We start from the raw sequence: 16,235 nt of genomic DNA, 5'->3' as shown, positions 1-16,235 counted from the left end.
GTCAGTTCTCCCCAGCGGGCGCAAAGCCGACCGAAAAAGAGGTGGCGACAGGACGCGGCCCTGTCCCTTCGGGCGTCATCAACGGATGGCTGTCGATGGCGCCGCCCGGCAACAAACCCGGAAAGCGCGACTGCGCCCAGCGAATGAGCTGCACCGCCGGCGCACCGAGAAGCAGGCGGGCCATCGGCTGGCCCCATATCAAGACGTCCACGGTGTCGTTGGGGCGATAAGGGCTGTCGGCAATGCCGTCGCCATCAATGTCGAAGGCGACGTGATCGGACCAGTAGTTGCCGCGCGCCTTATCCGTCCGACCGGCGGCCTCGGGAACGCCGCTCCACTCCAGCCAGCGGGTTCCGACGTATTTCACCTGCGTCCGATTGCCGATGACGGCGTTGCCGGTCAGCACGTTCTCGGAGGCGCCTCCGGTCAGGTGAATGCCGATATCGCAGCCTTCGAGGCGGTTGCCTTCAAAGCGGTTGCGCACGGCGCCATAGACGAAAAGACACTTCTCGCCGCCGTCACGAACCTCGTTGTGAAGGAGAACAGAACCATTCACCGAGTTCAGGAACAGGCCATGGGTGGCGTCGCCCACCGAAAGATTGTCGGTCGCCGTAACGTTGCGCGAGAACATGAAGGCGAAACCAAGCGTGTTGCCGCGCGACAGGTTGTTCTCCAGCACGATGTCGTTGGCGTACATCGAGTGGAAAGCGAAGCGCAGCTCCTGCATGCGGTTGAAGCGGTAGCGTGCCTTCATCGATGTCGAGACAAAAATACCGTCCCGGCCGCGACGGATGTCATTGTGTTCAACGAGAAGGCCCGGCGCGTTCCAGACATAGATGCCGGAGCCCATCTCGGCCCGGCGCATGTCGGTTCGGCCGACGATCGTGTTGCCGCGCACCGTGGCGTCAATTGCGCCCTGAACGTCGACGCCGATCAGGTTCATGACGATGCGGTTGCCCTCGACCAGGGCGCGGCGCGTTCCCTTGGCGAGCGCGATACCACTGTCCAGCCTGTCGAGCTTGCGGCCTGAACCGGTGATGTAGAGCCCTTTCAGCGCCACGTCGTCGGCCTCGACCGTGACGACCGTGCCCTCGCCGTTGCCGACGATGCGGCTGTCCCGATCGCCGATCAGCGTCAGCGGTCGGTCTATGGAGACCGGGCCGGCGTATTGAACGTTGCCGAGCCGGAGAACATCCCCCGGCGCGGCGTTTCGGATGGCTTCGCCGAGTGCGTCCGCCTCATGGCCGACGGCGATCTCTGCTGCGCCAGCGGGACCGGCGCAGCAGAGAAGAACCGTGGCGATGAGGTGGAGCGCCTTCATGAGCTAACCTCAGGCCGACTTCGGCTTCACCAGCATGCGGCCGCGCATCTCCATGTGGAGAGCGTGGCAGAACCACTGGCAGTAGAACCAATGCACACCCGGCCGATCGGCGGTGAACGTCACCGACGCGGTCGCCTGGGGCGCCACTTCCATGGCGATGCCGTAGTTGGAAATGGTGAAGCCGTGGGTGAGGTCCTCCACGTCATCAAGGTTGGTGACGTAGACGGTGACCTCGTCGCCCTCGGTCACCTCGAAGCTTTCGAGACCGAAGGCCGGCGCCACCGACGTCATGTAGACGCGCACCTTGTTGCCGTCACGGATCACCGTGCTGTCGGCCTCGAGGTCGACGCCATCGGCCTTGGCCTGCGCGACGGCGTCGGCGAAGAACGGATCGTCGCGCTTCCACACTGCCAGCGGGTTGACGATGTCGGCGCGCACCAGGATGCTATCGTGCGGCTCGGCAAAGGTCGGGCTGTCGTGCACCAGCTTCATCTCGTCGCCGGAGATGTCGATGAGCTGCTCGTTCTCGGGCTTAAGCGGACCGACATTGAGATAGCGGTCCTTGGAGAACTTGTTCATCGACACCAGCCACTTGCCGTCGGCATCCTTGGTTTCGCCCATGGAGGTCGAGTTGTGGCCGGGCTGGTAGGCGACGTCGATCTTCTGGACGATCGGGTCGACCTTCTCGCCCTTGTAGGCACGGATCGCCTTCTCGATGTCCCACTTCACCATCTGGCTGTCGAGGAACAGCGTCGTATAGGCGTGTCCACGGTTGTCGAAGGCGGTATGAAGCGGGCCGAGGCCGAGTTCAGGCTCGCCGACGACGCAAGAGCGCGGATCGGCGTTGTCCTTGAACAGCGGCTCGACCTTGTCGACGTCGATGATCGACACCGTCGGCGACAGCTTGCCGTTGATCATGATGTACTTGCCGTCCGGCGAGGCGTTGACGCCGTGCGGGCTGTTGGGAATCGGGACGTAGCGGGTGTACTTGGAGTTCTTGCCCTTGCGCCCGTCGAGCACCTTGGCGCCGTTGAGCTCCTGATAATCGCCAGCGGCAACGCCCGCCTCGATCGCCTTGATGTCGAAGATGACGACGTGGTCGGTCTCGTTGGCGGTCATCTCGGCGAGATTGACGCCCATTTCCGAGTTGTAGGAAGTGGAGAAGGCGTAGTTGCCCTTGTAGTCGGTGTTGGTGTTGTCGAGGTTGCCCGACACGATCACCTGCCAGGCGACTTCCATCTTGTCGCCGTCGACGGCGGTGAAGATGTTCACGTATTCCTTGGGATCGTCGAGGATCGTGCCGTCGTTGACCAGCGGGGCCTCATGCTCGCCGTTGGCGAAGATGTAGCCGGTACGCGGATACTTCTGCGGCCGCATGCCATGGATATCCGAGGCGTTGGGGATCTCGAGGATCTTGTCGCAACGCATCACGTCGCAGCGCACGCGGGCGATCCGCGTGTTGGCCTTGTCGTTCATGAACAGGTAGCGACCGTCATACGTGCCTTCCGTGTAGGACATGTGCGGATGATGCAGGTCGCCGTTCTGGTAGGTCTTCAGTCCACGCTTGGCCAGGAACTCCTTGGTCTCCGGCAGAAGACCTTCGGTCAGCACCTTGAGACTTTCGTTCGTGGCGCCCCAGCCGGTGGCCGAGCAGCGGTTGAACACCGGCACGCGGATCAGCTCGCGCATCGACGGCACGCCGAGGATGCGCAGCTCTCCGGTCTGGCCGGACGACCAGAAGCCATAATACTCGTCGAGTTCGCCGGGCTTCACCTCGACCTTGTTCGTCGACTCCGCCGCCTTGGTGCTGCCGGTGGCCATCAGGCCACCGACGGCCGATGCCGCCACGCCGGCGAACACCGCCGTCTTGGCCGTGCCGCCCAACAGCGATCGGCGGGACAGATTATGCGTCTCTTCAGTCATATCGCTCTCCTCGATTTTCTTTTTCAGGCCTGCGCCGAACCGCCCACTTCGTTCCGAACGGCAGAGTTGCCGCCGGATGCCGCTGCCCCCGTCTGGGCGAGACCGTTCTGGCGTTCGAAGCGCTCCCGCTTGCGCAGCTTGCCGATCACCACCGGGCAGCGGGTCGTGCTGCGGTAGAGCACCTGGCAGTGCAGACAGGAGACGCATTCGTTGGGGTTGATCTCACCCGTCGGGTGGATCGCCTGCACCGGACACTCGTGCGCGCAGGTCTGGCAGGGATTGCCGCATTCGCGATAGCGCTTCAGCCAGCGGAACATGTGCAGCCGGGCCGGGATGGCAAGGCCGCCGCCGAGCGGGCAGACGTAGCGGCAATAGAAGCGTTCGATGAACAGGCCCGGTGCGAGCGTGGCGAGCGCAAACAGCACGTAGGGCCAGGGACGATCGAACTTCAGGATGATCGCCGTCTTGAACGGCTCGACCTCGGCATAATGCTCGGCCATGTCGAGTGAGTAGAAGGAGATGCCGAGAAGACCAAGGAAGATCATATACTTGATCGGCCAGAGGCGCTCGTGCAGCCCCCAGGGCAGGCGAATCTGCGGAATCCGCAGCCAGCGCGCGATCTGGTTCGACCACTCCTGCAAGGCGCCGAACGGGCAGAGCCAGCCGCAATAGGCGCCGCGCGCCCAAAACAGCAGCGCCGCCGCCACCGCGAACCACAGGATGAAGATCAGCGGGTCCATCAGGAAGGTTTCCCAACGGAAATCGCTAACCAGCGCCGACAGGACGGCGAGCAGGTTGACCACCGAAAGCTGGGCGTTGGCGTACCAGCCGATGAAGACCAGCGTGAAGGCGAGATAGCTGAGACGGATGATCCGGAACACCCGCTCGTTCTTCGTGGCGAAGGTCTGGAAGAAGAAGATGCCGGTCAGCGCGGCAAGCGCCGCGACGATGATGGCTACCTCGGTACGCTTGGCTTCCCAGATGCGGAGCCAGAGACGGTCGCGAGCCGGCATTTCGTCGGCGGCGGACACCTCCGCTGCGGGCGTCGCCGCAGGCGTGACGGCCGCCGGCCTGGGCTGAGTCACGAGATAGCCTGATGGCAGCGCGTAATCGACGTCGTAGGTCAGAAACAGCTTTTCGATGGCGCCAACGGCCCGCGAGACCAACAACTGCAACCGCCAGGGTGCCGCAGGGTCGAATCCGGTCCCCTTGGGAATGACGAAGAGGTCCATCTCGTTGAATGTCGGCGCATCGGAAGGCGCCATGCGGACGACGCGCAAGTGATCCTTGTCGCGGAAGCGGATGGTCGTCTCACCCTGCAGCAGCGTGATGCGGTCGAAGATGCCGCCGCGCACGTAGCCGGACCCCTTGAAGGACCAGTTCCCCGTGCTAGCCACGAAGATCGCCTCGCCGCCATCACCGAGCCGGCGCGTCAGGTTGGCATAGGCGGCATCCCCAAGGAGAGTGCGACCGATCGACGGTTGGCTGGCCAATCCGACGTAGATATCGATGTAAGGATCGGTGTCGGCGCCCGCCTCGCGATGGGAAGCGGCGCGGGGGTCGCCCTGCTTTTCGAAGGCGGCGTTGATCTCGGCCACCGACATGCTGAACCGGCGTATCGATCCGTCGCCGGTGAGCGTCGTCCAGTCGGTCACAGCATCCTTGCTGCGATCGACCGTCTTCAGATCGGTGGCCGGGCCGGGACCGACCGTCGCAAAACCTTCGAGCCCCAGCGCGCGCGCAGCCTTCAGCCCCGATCGCCGGATCGAATCGTCGATCACCATGATGGTCACGGTGGCACCGGAGACGATATCGAGGTCGTGGGCCGGGCCTTCGGCCTCGCGCTTCAAATCGAGCCCGGTGTATTTGTCGATTACCGCGGTGATCTTGGCCTCGGGAATGCCCACCAGAACGATGGGCTCCGAATGCTTGACGAGCCGGACACCGGTTATCACCGCCCTGTCGTCCAGGCCGACGAGAATGTGGATCGGCTTGCCGGAGTAACCGGTCGCCGGCACGAAATCCGTGTTGAGAAATACCCAGCCGATCCGCTCTCCCGCCTTGAGGACGGGCGCGGCCGGCAAGTCCTCACGGATGGAACCGTAGGCATCCGCCCCCGGCACCATGTCCGATGGGGCTACCTTGCCAAGGAAATCGGCGAGACCGGCGGCTTGGGAAGACGCGGCGACAAGCGCCAAACCGAGCGCGAGGCAAAAGGCCGTCACCATCCTGACGAACCAGGGCGTCGCCGTCTGTCTCATCTCGCCTCCCCCGGGAATCACACAACATGAACTATGCCATCATGTTTTCACGAGACGGCATGGACCTTCGTTGCGCTGGCACAAATTCGATTGATGTAGATCACAAGGTCTTGTCGACCCGCGGCCCGGCGAGTACGCGGGCATAGCCGATGGCGAAGGTCAGAAACGCCGCCGCCCACAACGTTCCGGCACAGCCGATGAGGTGGTAATAGGCCGCGTTCATGTAGGGCGCCGCCATGCGCAGCAGCGCTCCGGCCGATACCAAGGCGTAGATGAACACCTCAAGCTTGCCGGCGGCGAGAGGACGGCCGGTATGGCCTCGGCTGACGCGCGTCATCACGCCGAGCACGGTCAGTCCGACGCTGCCAGCCGTCCAAAGATGCAGAGCGGCGGCGGGATCGATCGCGGCCGGCCACAGAATGGCCAGAGCCTCGACGACGAAGCCGACGGCAACCGAGGCGATCGCGACATGCAGAACCAGCAGCAGCGGTTCGCCTCGCGTGGCAAGTCCTCTCCAGCGGGTGAGCCTCGCTCCAGTCATCAAGCCGGCGAGCCCCAGGGCGACGGCCGTGCCGGACCAGTCCGGAACGATCGTCCATGCCACGAAGGCGAGCCCAGAGACAACCATAGCGGCGGCGTCAAAGCGGTCGAAGGGTGCGGGCAGCTTGGTTTCGCCGCGCGCCTTCAGCCAGTTGCGGGTAAAGGCGGGCGTGATGCGCCCGCCCATCAGCAGGATGAGCATCAGCACCGCCGACAGCGCAGCCCGAACGGAGACGTCGGCAAGTCCGTTGATTGTGGCTTCGGCATGGAAGCCGGCATTGGCCAATGCCAACATGAGAATGAGACCGACAACCCTGAGATTCCGCCAGTTGCCGGCCAACACGACCTCGCGGCCAAGCACGGCAGCAAGCGCCAAGGGAAAGGCGAGATCGATCACCGCCGCCCCGACCGGCCCGAGCAGAGCCGACACGGACACGGCGATCCGGCCGGCGAACCAGACCAAAGCCAGGATGGCAAGCGGTTGGCCAGCTATGGTGGGCCGGCCCGTCCAGCTTGAGACGGCTGTGAGCGTGAAGCCGGCGATGATCGGCGGCACGCCGCCGAACAGCATGGCGTGGATATGCCAGTCACGCGGAGCGAAGGCGGTGGGCAGCTCGACGTGCCCCATGTAGAGGGGCACCCACATGAGGATCGAGCCGGCCATCCATAGGGCCGCCAGCATGAAGAATGGCCGGAAGGCACCTGAAAGCAGATGCCAGCGCCCCGCTGTGACGGTCATGTCAGAGGCTGCCGAGCAGTTCTTTGAACAGCTTGCCGGCCTTTCCGGGGTTCTTCGCCGCCTTGGCCGCCTCGAGGTTGGGGGCCGGGTCGCCCACGACGACGACGCCAACCATGCCCATGACGTAGTGCGGCTTGCACTTGACGCCGTAGACGCCCGACTGGGTGAAGGTCACGGTGACATCCTTGCCGATCTTGCCCTCGAAGGGCTGGGCGCCCTCGGGCAACATTCCCGGAACGCTCTGGGCGTCATGTCCGGGATCGGTGGCAACGAAGGTCACGGTGTCGCCCGGCTGGACCCTCACGAGATCCGGCTCGAACACCATCATGCCCTTGGCACCCTTGTTCAGCATCTTCACCTGAACGTCGGCGGCGGTAGCGGGAAGCACAGCAACAGCGAGAGCCGCGGCGGCGAGGAGGAGAGTCTTCATGTTACAGCCTCGTTTTGTGGATTCTGACGCTCATAATAAGGGGTTCTACCCCTCCGAACGTTGCGGAAACGCAAACTCCGAGGCTACGGTTTGACGTTTCTTACCGACTGCCAGATATCGGAATCCACCCTGGGCCATGTCCTCGCGCTTGGGGATCACTCCCGCTTGAACTCGATCGGAACCGACACCTTGAAGGGCGCATCGAGAGATTGGGGAACGGGCGGGAAGGCTCCAACTCGGCGGATGAGACGTTCGGCGGCGGCGGCAACGGCGGGGGCGCCGCCGACGGAAAGGCCAACGATGGAGCCATCGCGGCCGATGGACAACGACACGGTTGCCCGGCCGGTGGCATTGTCGGCGTCGCTCGCCCGGCGCTTGCCGACGATCGCCCGCCGGACCGAGCTGCGATAGGCCGCGAGCGCATCGGCGGCCTCGCGCCCCGCGCCAGCTCCGGCTGCCTGGGCGTCGGCTGGCGGTTTCGGTTTCGCCTCCGGTTGCTTCTTCGGCGTCGGTTTCCTGCGCTCGGGCTTCTTCGGTTCGGGTTTGGGCTTCACCTCGGCCGTTTCGACCATTTCGGGCGGGGGTGGCGGAGGCAGCGGCATGGCAACCTCGGAGGGAGGCAGCATTTCCGGCTCGTCAGGTAACGTCTCCACCGGCTCCGGCGGCGCCTCGGCCAGTTCCTCGACAGGCTCGACGGTTTCGATCTCGTCGGGGGGCGGCAGGTCCTCGACAAGGTCCGGCTCAGGCAAAAGCTCGGCGATCTCCTCGGGCTGGGTTTCCGTGACCTCTTCGACAGCCGCCTGCTCGACGCTCTCAAGCGGTGGCAGTTCCGGCTCCGGCGGAAGATCGATCATGACGATAGCTTCAGGCGCGGTCACCGCCGCCGCCGGCCCATCGGCGGGAACAAGCCACCACAGAGCCACGCCGTGCAGCGCCAGGCCGGCAGCGCCGGCCAGCGACCAGCGCAACAGCCCGGAGCGTCGTGACAGGAGACCGGTCTTCGATCTGGAACGAATACCCATCGGGTCGGTTGGAACTCTCGGCTTCCAGAGGCTTCCCAGTGGCGCCACGTCCACCGAAAAAACTCCATCCTCTAGTTAACACGCGCCTCCGGACGCAAGCCCGGCGCCCGCTCTCGTTGGAACTGCGCCAGAAGCGCCCACTCAACCGCCGGTCGGAACCGGGTTGGCAGCTTGCTCTATGCCAACCAGCGCCACCTTGAGATAACCGGCAGCGCGAAGCAGGTTCATTGCCTCGGCAAGATCGCCGTAGGCCACGGTCCGGTCGGCACGCAGAAAAATGCGCTCCGCCTTGTCGCCACCGGTCGCCTCGTCGAGACGGCTGGCCAGCGCGTCACGCGCCACCTTGTCTTCGCCGACGCTGATCGAGAGATCGTCGCCAACGGTAACATAGAGCGGCTTGTCCGGTCGCGGAGCTGCCGCGGCGGTGGAACCGGGCAGATCCACCGGCACATCGACGGTCGCCAGGGGCGCCGCCACCATGAAGATGATGAGGAGGACCAGCATGACGTCGATGAACGGAGTCACGTTGATTTCATGGTTTTCGGAGAGTTCGGTTCCGTCGTCGAGCCGGGCAGCCATGGCAAGCTCCTTCAAGCGCCAAGCCGGAAGAACCGGCCGGCTTCGTTGGGTCAGTTAAGGGCGGCGGCGTCGAGCCGACCGGTTTCGAGGTCGCGCGACAATGTGCGGATGAGCCCCTCGGAGAGGTCGGTCATTTCGGCGCGAAAGGCGGTCGTCCGGCGAGCGAGATGATTGTAGACGACCACCGCCGGGATGGCGGCCACGAGACCAGTGGCCGTGGCAAGCAATGCTTCGGCGATACCCGGGGCCACCACGGCAAGGTTGGTGGTCTGGCTCTCGGAAATGCCGACGAAGGCGTTCATGATGCCCCAGACGGTGCCGAACAGGCCGACGAACGGAGCCGTCGAACCAATGGTGGCGAGAAGCCCGGTCCCTGCCATCGCCCGTCGGCCTGCCGCCGCCTCGAGACGGGCGAGACGCGAACGAACCCGCTCGACCAGACCGCCGGCAACCGGACCGGAGCTGGCGTTGCCTATCCCGGTCTGGGCGATTTCCTCGCTGATTTCCGTCAGCATCAGGGCCAGCGGTCGCGGCAGACGGGAATGCAGCGCAAGACCGGCCATACCGGCCTCCTGGGCGACCACGGCCGCCCCTCGCCTTGCGGCGCGACCAAGGGCGCCAAGCTCCAGCACCTTTCCAACCAGGATCACCCAGGTCACCAGCGAAGCGGCGATGAGGCCGGCCATGACCGCCTTCACCACGAGGTCGGCGGCCATGAACATGCCGAAAGGCGTCAGATCGTGCGGTAGGGCGACGGCGGCTGCGCCGGCGGCGAGCGTTTCCGGATTCATCGTGGTCTCACTTGTCGAAAGGAGCGGCGACTCGCGAGCGCGGCTCCACCAGATCGAGGCAGGCATCGGCGGCAATCCCTTCCGCCTCGCAGGCCAATACATCGTTGATCAGCAGACGACCGACGCCGTCGCAGGCGATGCCCTTGAGATCGAAGGTCTTCACCACCGTCCTCCCCGCCTTGAGCGGCCCCGCATCGACGCCGACCCGCTTGGCCACGATACCCTCGGCATCGAACACCACGAGATCGAACTTCAATGTTGCGAAAGCTGCGCTCGTTCCATTCTTTTCGACCAGCGTCACGCGGCAATCTCCGCCGGCCCCGTCAAGTCGGTTGAGCTCGAGCGAAAAAGTGCCGGAGGGGGCGGGGGAGGTCTGCGCAAGGGAGGCAGAAACCGAAAGGGCCGCGGCCAGCACGAAAGCAAGCGAGCGCCGGACAGGCACGGGACGGAAATCGATCATTGAACTGACCCCCTGAACTCTGCGGTACGAACTGGCTTTACCAACTTTATCATGAGTCTTACATACATATTTTAACCGAAAGATTCCGGTCAGACTGTCCTCAGAATCGCCGATGCAGGCGCCGGCCGAGAGCGGCCACCAACTGATCTGCCTCAAAGACAGACTGTCGCAGTTATTGCAAACGCCTCGCAGTGTCAGCGTTAATTCGAGGACATCGGTATTCAAACCTATAAACTTGATTTATGCACTCATCTTTTTTAGCGTCGGTTCCGCGAACTGGCAATCCAGCGGGAAGCGAGGCGATGGCGACCGACTTTCGGCCACAAATGATCAGCGACATCTCCGGCATCACCGTGCGAGACGAGCTCCGCTGGCGTGCCTGGAACGGATGCATCGCCGACCTCTGGGGCGTCAGGTGCGAAGCTGGCGCGAGCGGCAGATACGTATCGCGCGCACCGCGGCTGTTCGTGCTGCTGGGCGATATCGAGGAGGGCGGCATCGACATCCGGGACGCTGCCGGTCGTCAGCACCGGCTCGACGGAGAAAGGCGGCTTTGTTTCGTGCCAGCCGGTTACCCGATCGAGAGTTTCGTAGACCGGCTCGACGACCTCAGGCACCTCGACCTGCATTTCGACATCGCCGCGTTGGACGCTCAGTCCGGCGGACGCATCCATCCCTGCCAGTTCCTGTCTCCTCGGATCGGCTTCTCCTCTCACACCCTTTCCGTACTCGCCTCGTTGATCGCCGACGACTGCACCGAAGGCAGGCGCGACGATCTCTACGGCGAAAGCCTGGTGCTGGCGCTTCTTACCGAGTTGCTGGATCTACGTCAGGCCACCGGACAACAGCCGGACTCCGGCCTGTCGCGCCGGCAGATGAACAGAGTCATCGACTATGTGCGGGCCAACATCGTCCGCAATCTATCGTTGGCCGAGCTCGCCGCGTTGATCGGACTGTCTCCGGACCATTTCGGTGTGGCTTTTCGCACGGCGGTCGGCAAGACACCGCACCAGTTCCTGCTGCATTGCCGCGTCGAAGCGGCCAAGGAGCTGCTGTTGCACGAAGAGAGCAGCCTGTCGGCAATCGCCGTAGACACCGGGTTTTCCGATCAGGCCCATTTCACGCGGGTGTTCCGCCGACTGACGGGTCGAACGCCGGCGCTCTGGCGACGCGAACAGCGCGCCCAGAATGGCCCCGTCCGAACCGTGGCGGTGGAAAGCTCCAAACGCCACCCCGCTTTCATTCCAAACGCCCCGGCTTCGTTCAATCGGCAGATCTCGACTTGACCTATCCAGTCGGTTCAGGAACGACCGCGGCGCCCTTTGCCGGGCCGGCTAAGGATGCGCCGTGGTCGACGTCACCCGGAGAACCGATCGATGCCGACCGACCGCACTGCCCTTGCCAGCATCTTGGCGCTGACCTTCGCCACCCTGCCGCTCGTCGGCGCAGCTCACGCCCAATCGACGACACCGGATGTGGAACTCGATGAGATCGTCGTTCAAGGCGAAGGTGGCTCAGGCGCGGCGTCGGTAAAGGGTTACGTTGCAAAGACAACGACAGCCGGTGCCAAGACCGATCTGCCGATAGAGAGGGTTCCCCAGTCGGTATCGGTCATGGGGCGCGAGGAGATCGACGCGCGGGGCGCCGACCAAGTCGACGAGGCCCTGCGCTACACGCCCGGCGTTTTCACCCAGCCATTCGGGTCCGACCCCGACACCAACTGGCTGTTCATCCGCGGATTCCAGGCCACTCAGAACGGCATCTATCTCGATGGACTGCAAAACTACAGCTACGCCTTCGGTGGATTCCTGGTCGACAGCAACGATCTCGAACGGATCGAGACGCTGCGCGGGGCTTCGTCGGTGCTCTACGGCGGCAGCAATCCGGGCGGTCTCGTCAACTTGGTGTCCAAGCGGCCAACCGGCGAGCGCATCCGCAAGATCGAAACCGGCATAGACAACAACGGCACCGCCTCGCTCGGCTTCGACATGGGCGACCATCTCTCCGACACGGTCGCGGCGCGCGTCAGCGGCCGCATTGCCGGCGGCAACGGCTACACCGACTTCGAGGAAAACTTCCGCGGCACGGTGTCGCCTTCGATTAAGATAGACCTCAGCGACATGACGGAGCTGACGATCCTTGCCAACTACACGCACCTCGACGGCGTCCATAATGGCGGGTCTTTCCTGCCCTACGTCGGCACCGTGGTGGCGGCCCCCTACGGCTATATCGACCGCAAGGCCAACTTCACCGAGCCGGATATCGACGACTACGACCGCGAGCAAGGTTCGCTCGGCTATGAGCTTCGGCACGACTTCGGCAACGGCTGGAAGGGAACCCAGTCGACCCGTATCGCCTACAGCGACGTCGAGGAAGCCTCGCTTTACGCCTATGCCTACAACGGACCTCAGGATCTCTCCCGCATCAACTTCGCCCACCACAGCAAGACACTCGCCATCAACAGCGACAACCGGATCGAGGGCTCGGTGGACACAGGGCCGCTCAGCCACAAGCTTCTGTTCGGTAACGATTACCGCCTCTTCGACCTCGATCAGGTCCAGGCCTCGTCACTGGGAACCGATATCTCGGCACCCAACCCGGTCTACGGCGCGCCGCAGCCGGCACCGGTGCCCTACATCGACCAGAGGCTGCGGCAGCAGCAGCTCGGCTTCTATGCGCAGGACCAGATCGCCTTCGGCGACGGCTGGCTCGCCACGCTGAACGGCCGCTACGATCACGTCTGGACCAAGGCGGTGGGGACGCCGGCCTATTCGGGTGACGACGGCCAGTGGAGCGGTCGCGCCGGCCTCGCCTACGAATTCGACAATGGCCTGACGCCCTATGCGAGTGTCTCGACCTTTTTCGCCCCGGTGCTCGGCGCCAATGGAAGCGGCGTGTTCGTGCCGGAAAGCGGTCAGCAATACGAGGTCGGACTGAAGTATCGGCCGGACGGGATCGACGGCCTTTTCACCCTCTCCCTGTTCGATCTCACCAAGCAGAACGTGCTGACCGGCCCGTGGAACGCCCAGACTCAGATCGGCGAGGTCAACTCCAGAGGCGTCGAGTTCGAAGCCAAGGTCAACCTGACCGAAAACTGGAAGCTCACCGCTTCGGCCGCCGTCATGGACGTGGACATCACCAAGGACGCCGACGCCGCCATCATCGGCAAGACGCCCTATGTGATTCCCGAGACGATGGCCTCCGCGTGGCTCGACTACACCTTCTCGACCGGCGCCTTCGAAGGCTTCACGGTGGGCGGCGGCATGCGTTACGTCGGCTCGTCCTGGGCCGACAACGAGAACACGCTGAAGGTGCCGGACGTGCTGCTGGCCGACGCCAGAATCGGCTACAGCCGCGACAACTGGGGCATCGACCTCAACGTCAACAACATCTTCGATACCGACTATATCGCCTCCTGCCAGACCGCCTTCTCCTGCGGTTACGGCGAGGGACGGGTCATCAAGCTGACCGGTCATTTCAGTTGGTGACCGGACGCCTCGAAAGGCAATGAACCACCTCTCGCGAGCCCCGGAACGGCCGGGATTCGCGGGAGGCGAACGAAAGAACGGACCAAGCGTGGATCGGAGTCCACTCTCTAGGGCGCCAGCTTTTCTGCCGGAGGAAGGGCGATCCTTGCCGCTTTGGTCCCTCTCGCGCTTTTCAACACCCGGGCGCTCGCTATCCTGCCGCTCGGAGAAACAGTCACCCGATCGCTCGGTCTTGCCCGGCCGATCGCTCACCTTTGCGGCGCCATGCTGGCGGGCGCGGCCCTCACCATCGTGGCCGACTGGCTTCCCGCATGGTCGCCTTCCCCTACCAGTTGCCGCTTGGCCTTTTCGAGGCGCTGCTTGGCGGCGGCTACCTGGTGTTTCGCCTTTCCCGCGGCATACATGCGGGTAAATGATGCGGCCGTCGTTCCGGATGGCTGGGGATGCGCTATAGTGATGCCTGTCGTAGACAGACAGAGGTCGGAATGGCGCGTTCGGGAGGCAAGTGGCTCGTCGAGATCCACGACAACGTCGACCATCTGGAAGCCGAATGGTCGGCGCTCGTTGGCCAGCACAATGCAACCCCCTTTCAAAGCCACGGCTTCACACGCCTTGTCCTTCAACAGTTCGCCCCAAAAAGACTGGCCAAGCCAGTGGTGGCATTGGCGCGGTCGCCGGACGGCCGTCCCGTTGCGCTTTTCGTCATGATGCGATCGCGCCGTCACGGACTGCGCTGGCTTCTGACCGAAGCCCGACCGATCGATTACTGCTCGCCCATTTTCGATAGTTCGCTCGAAGAAGCCGATCTCCGCGAGATCGTTCAGGCCGTGCTCGCGGCGGTTCCCGAGGTCGATCTTCTCTACTGCAATCGGATGCCCGAGCGGTTCGAAGGCGGGCCCAACCCATTCGTTCGCCTGCCCAATGCGGGTCGTCTTCGGCTTTCAGCCTGGAAGATCGAACTGGCGGGCCGTAGCACGGAGGAGGTCATTACAGCCCGTCCTGCCAATTTTCGGGCCAACCTTCGCCGACGGACACAAAAGCTCGCCCAAGCGCACCGGCGCGTGTTCTCGCTGGCGATCGGAAGCGAAATCGATGAAGTCGACATTGCGGCCTTCAAGGACCTGAGGGCGACCAGTACCGAGGAGAAGGGGCGCATCGACATACTCACACAAGAGGAGTGGTCGGGCATCTACCTCGATCTTTTGAAAGGCGAAGGCGGGACGTGCCGAGGCTGGCTTTCCAAAATCACGGCTGACGGCGAGCCCATTGCCTATCTCTTCGGAATCCTTCAGGGACGCTGCGTCGTTGCAACGCTGCCCGCCTCGAAGATGGGAGATTGGAAGCCCTACTCGCCCGGGCTTCAGCTGTTTTCCGACACGATCGAGCATTTTCGAGCCGCCGGTTACGACTGCTTCGACCTTTCCATCGGCGACATGGACTACAAGCGCCGTTTCGGCTGCGAGGAAGTCGCGCTTTACGACGCACTCTTTCCCAAGACCGTCGCGGGTCGCGTCTACTATCTTCTGTGGCGGCTCAAGGTGGCCGTCCGCGCTCGCCTGAAACCCCTCGCCGAAGCCGGCGCCACCGCGGGCAAGGTCACCAACCCCACCTGAGCCCTCAAGGATCGGTTGACGTGTCAGACCGACCGTCGCACGGTCCGTGGCGGCTTCATTGGAGATTGCGTGCCATGCGAACGATCGTCATTCCAGGGACGGACATCAGGACGTCGCCGATCGGCATGGGCTGCGCCTCGCTCGGCTCGCGCATCTCGGCAACGCAAGGTCGGCGCATGCTGGAGGCAGCCTTCGAGCAGGGCGTCACCTGGTATGACGTCGCGCCCTCCTATGGCGCAGGACGAGCGGAAGACATTCTGGCACCTTTCGTCACCGCCCATCGCGACGGCCTATTTATCTGCTCCAAGGCCGGCCTCGTGCCGCCGAAGAACAACGGGCTGATGCGGCTTGCCTACGATCTCGGCCGCCCGCTGGTCTCCGTAGCGCGTGGCCTCTCTCGCCGCTTCCGGGCGATCAAGGCGACGCGAAACCGGCGCGTGACACTCAGCGGCGATTTCCTCGACGCGTCGATCGCCTCCTCGCTCAAGCGGCTTCGCACCGACCACCTCGATGTCTTTGCCCTGCACGATCCCGATCCGGCCGATCTCGAACGTGACGATGTCCTCCGGACCTTGGAACGGATCCTGGCGCGCGGCGACGCACGCCACCTATCGATGGCCGGATCTCTGGACGCGGCGCTCTCGGCGGCGGCGCTGCCGATCTTCACCTTCTTCCAGATCGCCGATGACCCCGATGGCCGGCAACTGCCGGCCCTGCGTGCGGCTCTGGCCCGGCCGGCCGGTTTCGTCATCCATTCGGTATTTGGCGTCGGCGGCGCCAAGGACCGCATGGTAAGCCGGCTCAGATCTCATCCGGCACTGGCCGCCGAGGCGGCCGCTTTGGGCTACCGCGGACGACCGGAGGAGATCGCCACTACCCTGCTCATGCGGAGGGCCTTTGCGGTCAATCCGGAGGGCGTCGTGCTGTCCTCGATGTTCTCGGCTGGGCATCTCGCCGCCAACATGCGGCTCGCCGCCGAGGTCCCCGATCAGGTAGCCGCGCAACTGGCCGAGAGAATTCTAGCAGTCCCTTGACGCAACGCGCTCCGCCGCCGATAGCTTTGGGCAA

At 64.0% G+C, this 16,235-nt stretch carries 13 protein-coding genes; 4 read left to right on the top strand and 9 right to left on the bottom strand.

The genetic code is table 11. The features are described 5' to 3' along the window. Position 1: 1 nt before the first annotated feature. The 9 genes from M4J39_RS09760 to M4J39_RS09720 all read right to left on the bottom strand — a co-directional run bounded on the left by M4J39_RS09760 (position 2) and on the right by M4J39_RS09720 (position 9,907). Entirely contained in the window at positions 2-1,321 is a 1,320-nt protein-coding gene (locus M4J39_RS09760) for a nitrous oxide reductase family maturation protein NosD (protein ID WP_251727656.1), read from the bottom strand. 9 nt (positions 1,322-1,330) lie between these two features. After that, on the bottom strand, positions 1,331-3,244 hold the full coding sequence (gene nosZ, locus M4J39_RS09755; RefSeq protein WP_251727655.1) for a TAT-dependent nitrous-oxide reductase: 1,914 nt from the start codon (positions 3,242-3,244) through the stop codon (positions 1,331-1,333). A gap of 23 nt (positions 3,245-3,267) precedes the next feature. Continuing rightward, positions 3,268-5,505 (bottom strand): NosR/NirI family protein, encoded by a 2,238-nt coding sequence (locus M4J39_RS09750; RefSeq protein ID WP_251727654.1) that lies wholly within the window; start codon positions 5,503-5,505, stop codon positions 3,268-3,270. A gap of 100 nt (positions 5,506-5,605) precedes the next feature. Continuing rightward, on the bottom strand, positions 5,606-6,784 hold the full coding sequence (locus M4J39_RS09745; RefSeq protein ID WP_251727653.1) for an NnrS family protein: 1,179 nt from the start codon (positions 6,782-6,784) through the stop codon (positions 5,606-5,608). 1 nt (position 6,785) lies between these two features. Continuing rightward, entirely contained in the window at positions 6,786-7,214 is a 429-nt protein-coding gene (locus M4J39_RS09740) for a pseudoazurin (protein ID WP_251727652.1), read from the bottom strand. A gap of 155 nt (positions 7,215-7,369) precedes the next feature. Further along, on the bottom strand, positions 7,370-8,236 hold the full coding sequence (locus M4J39_RS09735; RefSeq protein WP_251727651.1) for a hypothetical protein: 867 nt from the start codon (positions 8,234-8,236) through the stop codon (positions 7,370-7,372). A gap of 141 nt (positions 8,237-8,377) precedes the next feature. Further along, positions 8,378-8,815 (bottom strand): TonB system transport protein ExbD, encoded by a 438-nt coding sequence (exbD, locus tag M4J39_RS09730; protein ID WP_251727650.1) that lies wholly within the window; start codon positions 8,813-8,815, stop codon positions 8,378-8,380. A 50-nt stretch (positions 8,816-8,865) separates the two neighbouring features. Next, positions 8,866-9,606: a tonB-system energizer ExbB gene (gene exbB / locus M4J39_RS09725; RefSeq protein WP_251727649.1), complete on the bottom strand. Its 741-nt coding sequence runs from the start codon at positions 9,604-9,606 to the stop codon at positions 8,866-8,868. Between the two features lie 7 nt (positions 9,607-9,613). Then, positions 9,614-9,907: a hypothetical protein gene (locus M4J39_RS09720; RefSeq protein WP_251727648.1), complete on the bottom strand. Its 294-nt coding sequence runs from the start codon at positions 9,905-9,907 to the stop codon at positions 9,614-9,616. A 461-nt stretch (positions 9,908-10,368) separates the two neighbouring features. On the opposite strand from M4J39_RS09720, the gene M4J39_RS09715 reads away from it, so the two are divergent. The 4 genes from M4J39_RS09715 (at position 10,369) to M4J39_RS09700 (ending at position 16,201) form a co-directional block, all read left to right on the top strand. Next, entirely contained in the window at positions 10,369-11,352 is a 984-nt protein-coding gene (locus M4J39_RS09715) for an AraC family transcriptional regulator (RefSeq protein WP_251727647.1), read from the top strand. A gap of 90 nt (positions 11,353-11,442) precedes the next feature. Continuing rightward, on the top strand, positions 11,443-13,554 hold the full coding sequence (locus M4J39_RS09710) for a TonB-dependent siderophore receptor (RefSeq protein WP_251727646.1): 2,112 nt from the start codon (positions 11,443-11,445) through the stop codon (positions 13,552-13,554). Positions 13,555-14,039: 485 nt separating this feature from the next. Continuing rightward, positions 14,040-15,167, top strand: coding sequence for a GNAT family N-acetyltransferase (locus M4J39_RS09705; protein ID WP_251727645.1), 1,128 nt, complete (start codon positions 14,040-14,042; stop codon positions 15,165-15,167). Between the two features lie 74 nt (positions 15,168-15,241). Then, complete coding sequence (locus M4J39_RS09700; RefSeq protein WP_251727644.1) at positions 15,242-16,201, top strand: aldo/keto reductase; 960 nt, start codon at positions 15,242-15,244, stop codon at positions 16,199-16,201. Positions 16,202-16,235 lie beyond the last annotated feature (34 nt).

The sequence above is a fragment of the Pleomorphomonas sp. NRK KF1 genome (assembly GCF_023721755.1).
In the GTDB taxonomy this organism is placed as follows: domain Bacteria; phylum Pseudomonadota; class Alphaproteobacteria; order Rhizobiales; family Pleomorphomonadaceae; genus Pleomorphomonas.
Note: the sequence above shows the minus strand (reverse complement) of the source record. Positions and strands in the feature narration are given on the sequence as shown.

Bases quoted from the DNA above. Each gene is read 5' to 3' on its own strand.
- M4J39_RS09735 (WP_251727651.1), bottom strand. From the start codon at position 8,236: ATGGGTATTCGTTCCAGATCGAAGACCGGTCTCCTGTCACGACGCTCC.
- M4J39_RS09715 (WP_251727647.1), top strand. From the start codon at position 10,369: ATGGCGACCGACTTTCGGCCACAAATGATCAGCGACATCTCCGGCATC.
- M4J39_RS09700 (WP_251727644.1), top strand. From the start codon at position 15,242: ATGCGAACGATCGTCATTCCAGGGACGGACATCAGGACGTCGCCGATC.
- M4J39_RS09760 (WP_251727656.1), bottom strand. From the start codon at position 1,321: ATGAAGGCGCTCCACCTCATCGCCACGGTTCTTCTCTGCTGCGCCGGT.
- M4J39_RS09750 (WP_251727654.1), bottom strand. From the start codon at position 5,505: ATGAGACAGACGGCGACGCCCTGGTTCGTCAGGATGGTGACGGCCTTT.
- M4J39_RS09705 (WP_251727645.1), top strand. From the start codon at position 14,040: ATGGCGCGTTCGGGAGGCAAGTGGCTCGTCGAGATCCACGACAACGTC.
- M4J39_RS09745 (WP_251727653.1), bottom strand. From the start codon at position 6,784: ATGACCGTCACAGCGGGGCGCTGGCATCTGCTTTCAGGTGCCTTCCGG.
- M4J39_RS09740 (WP_251727652.1), bottom strand. From the start codon at position 7,214: ATGAAGACTCTCCTCCTCGCCGCCGCGGCTCTCGCTGTTGCTGTGCTT.
- exbD (WP_251727650.1), bottom strand. From the start codon at position 8,815: ATGGCTGCCCGGCTCGACGACGGAACCGAACTCTCCGAAAACCATGAA.
- M4J39_RS09710 (WP_251727646.1), top strand. From the start codon at position 11,443: ATGCCGACCGACCGCACTGCCCTTGCCAGCATCTTGGCGCTGACCTTC.
- nosZ (WP_251727655.1), bottom strand. From the start codon at position 3,244: ATGACTGAAGAGACGCATAATCTGTCCCGCCGATCGCTGTTGGGCGGC.
- exbB (WP_251727649.1), bottom strand. From the start codon at position 9,606: ATGAATCCGGAAACGCTCGCCGCCGGCGCAGCCGCCGTCGCCCTACCG.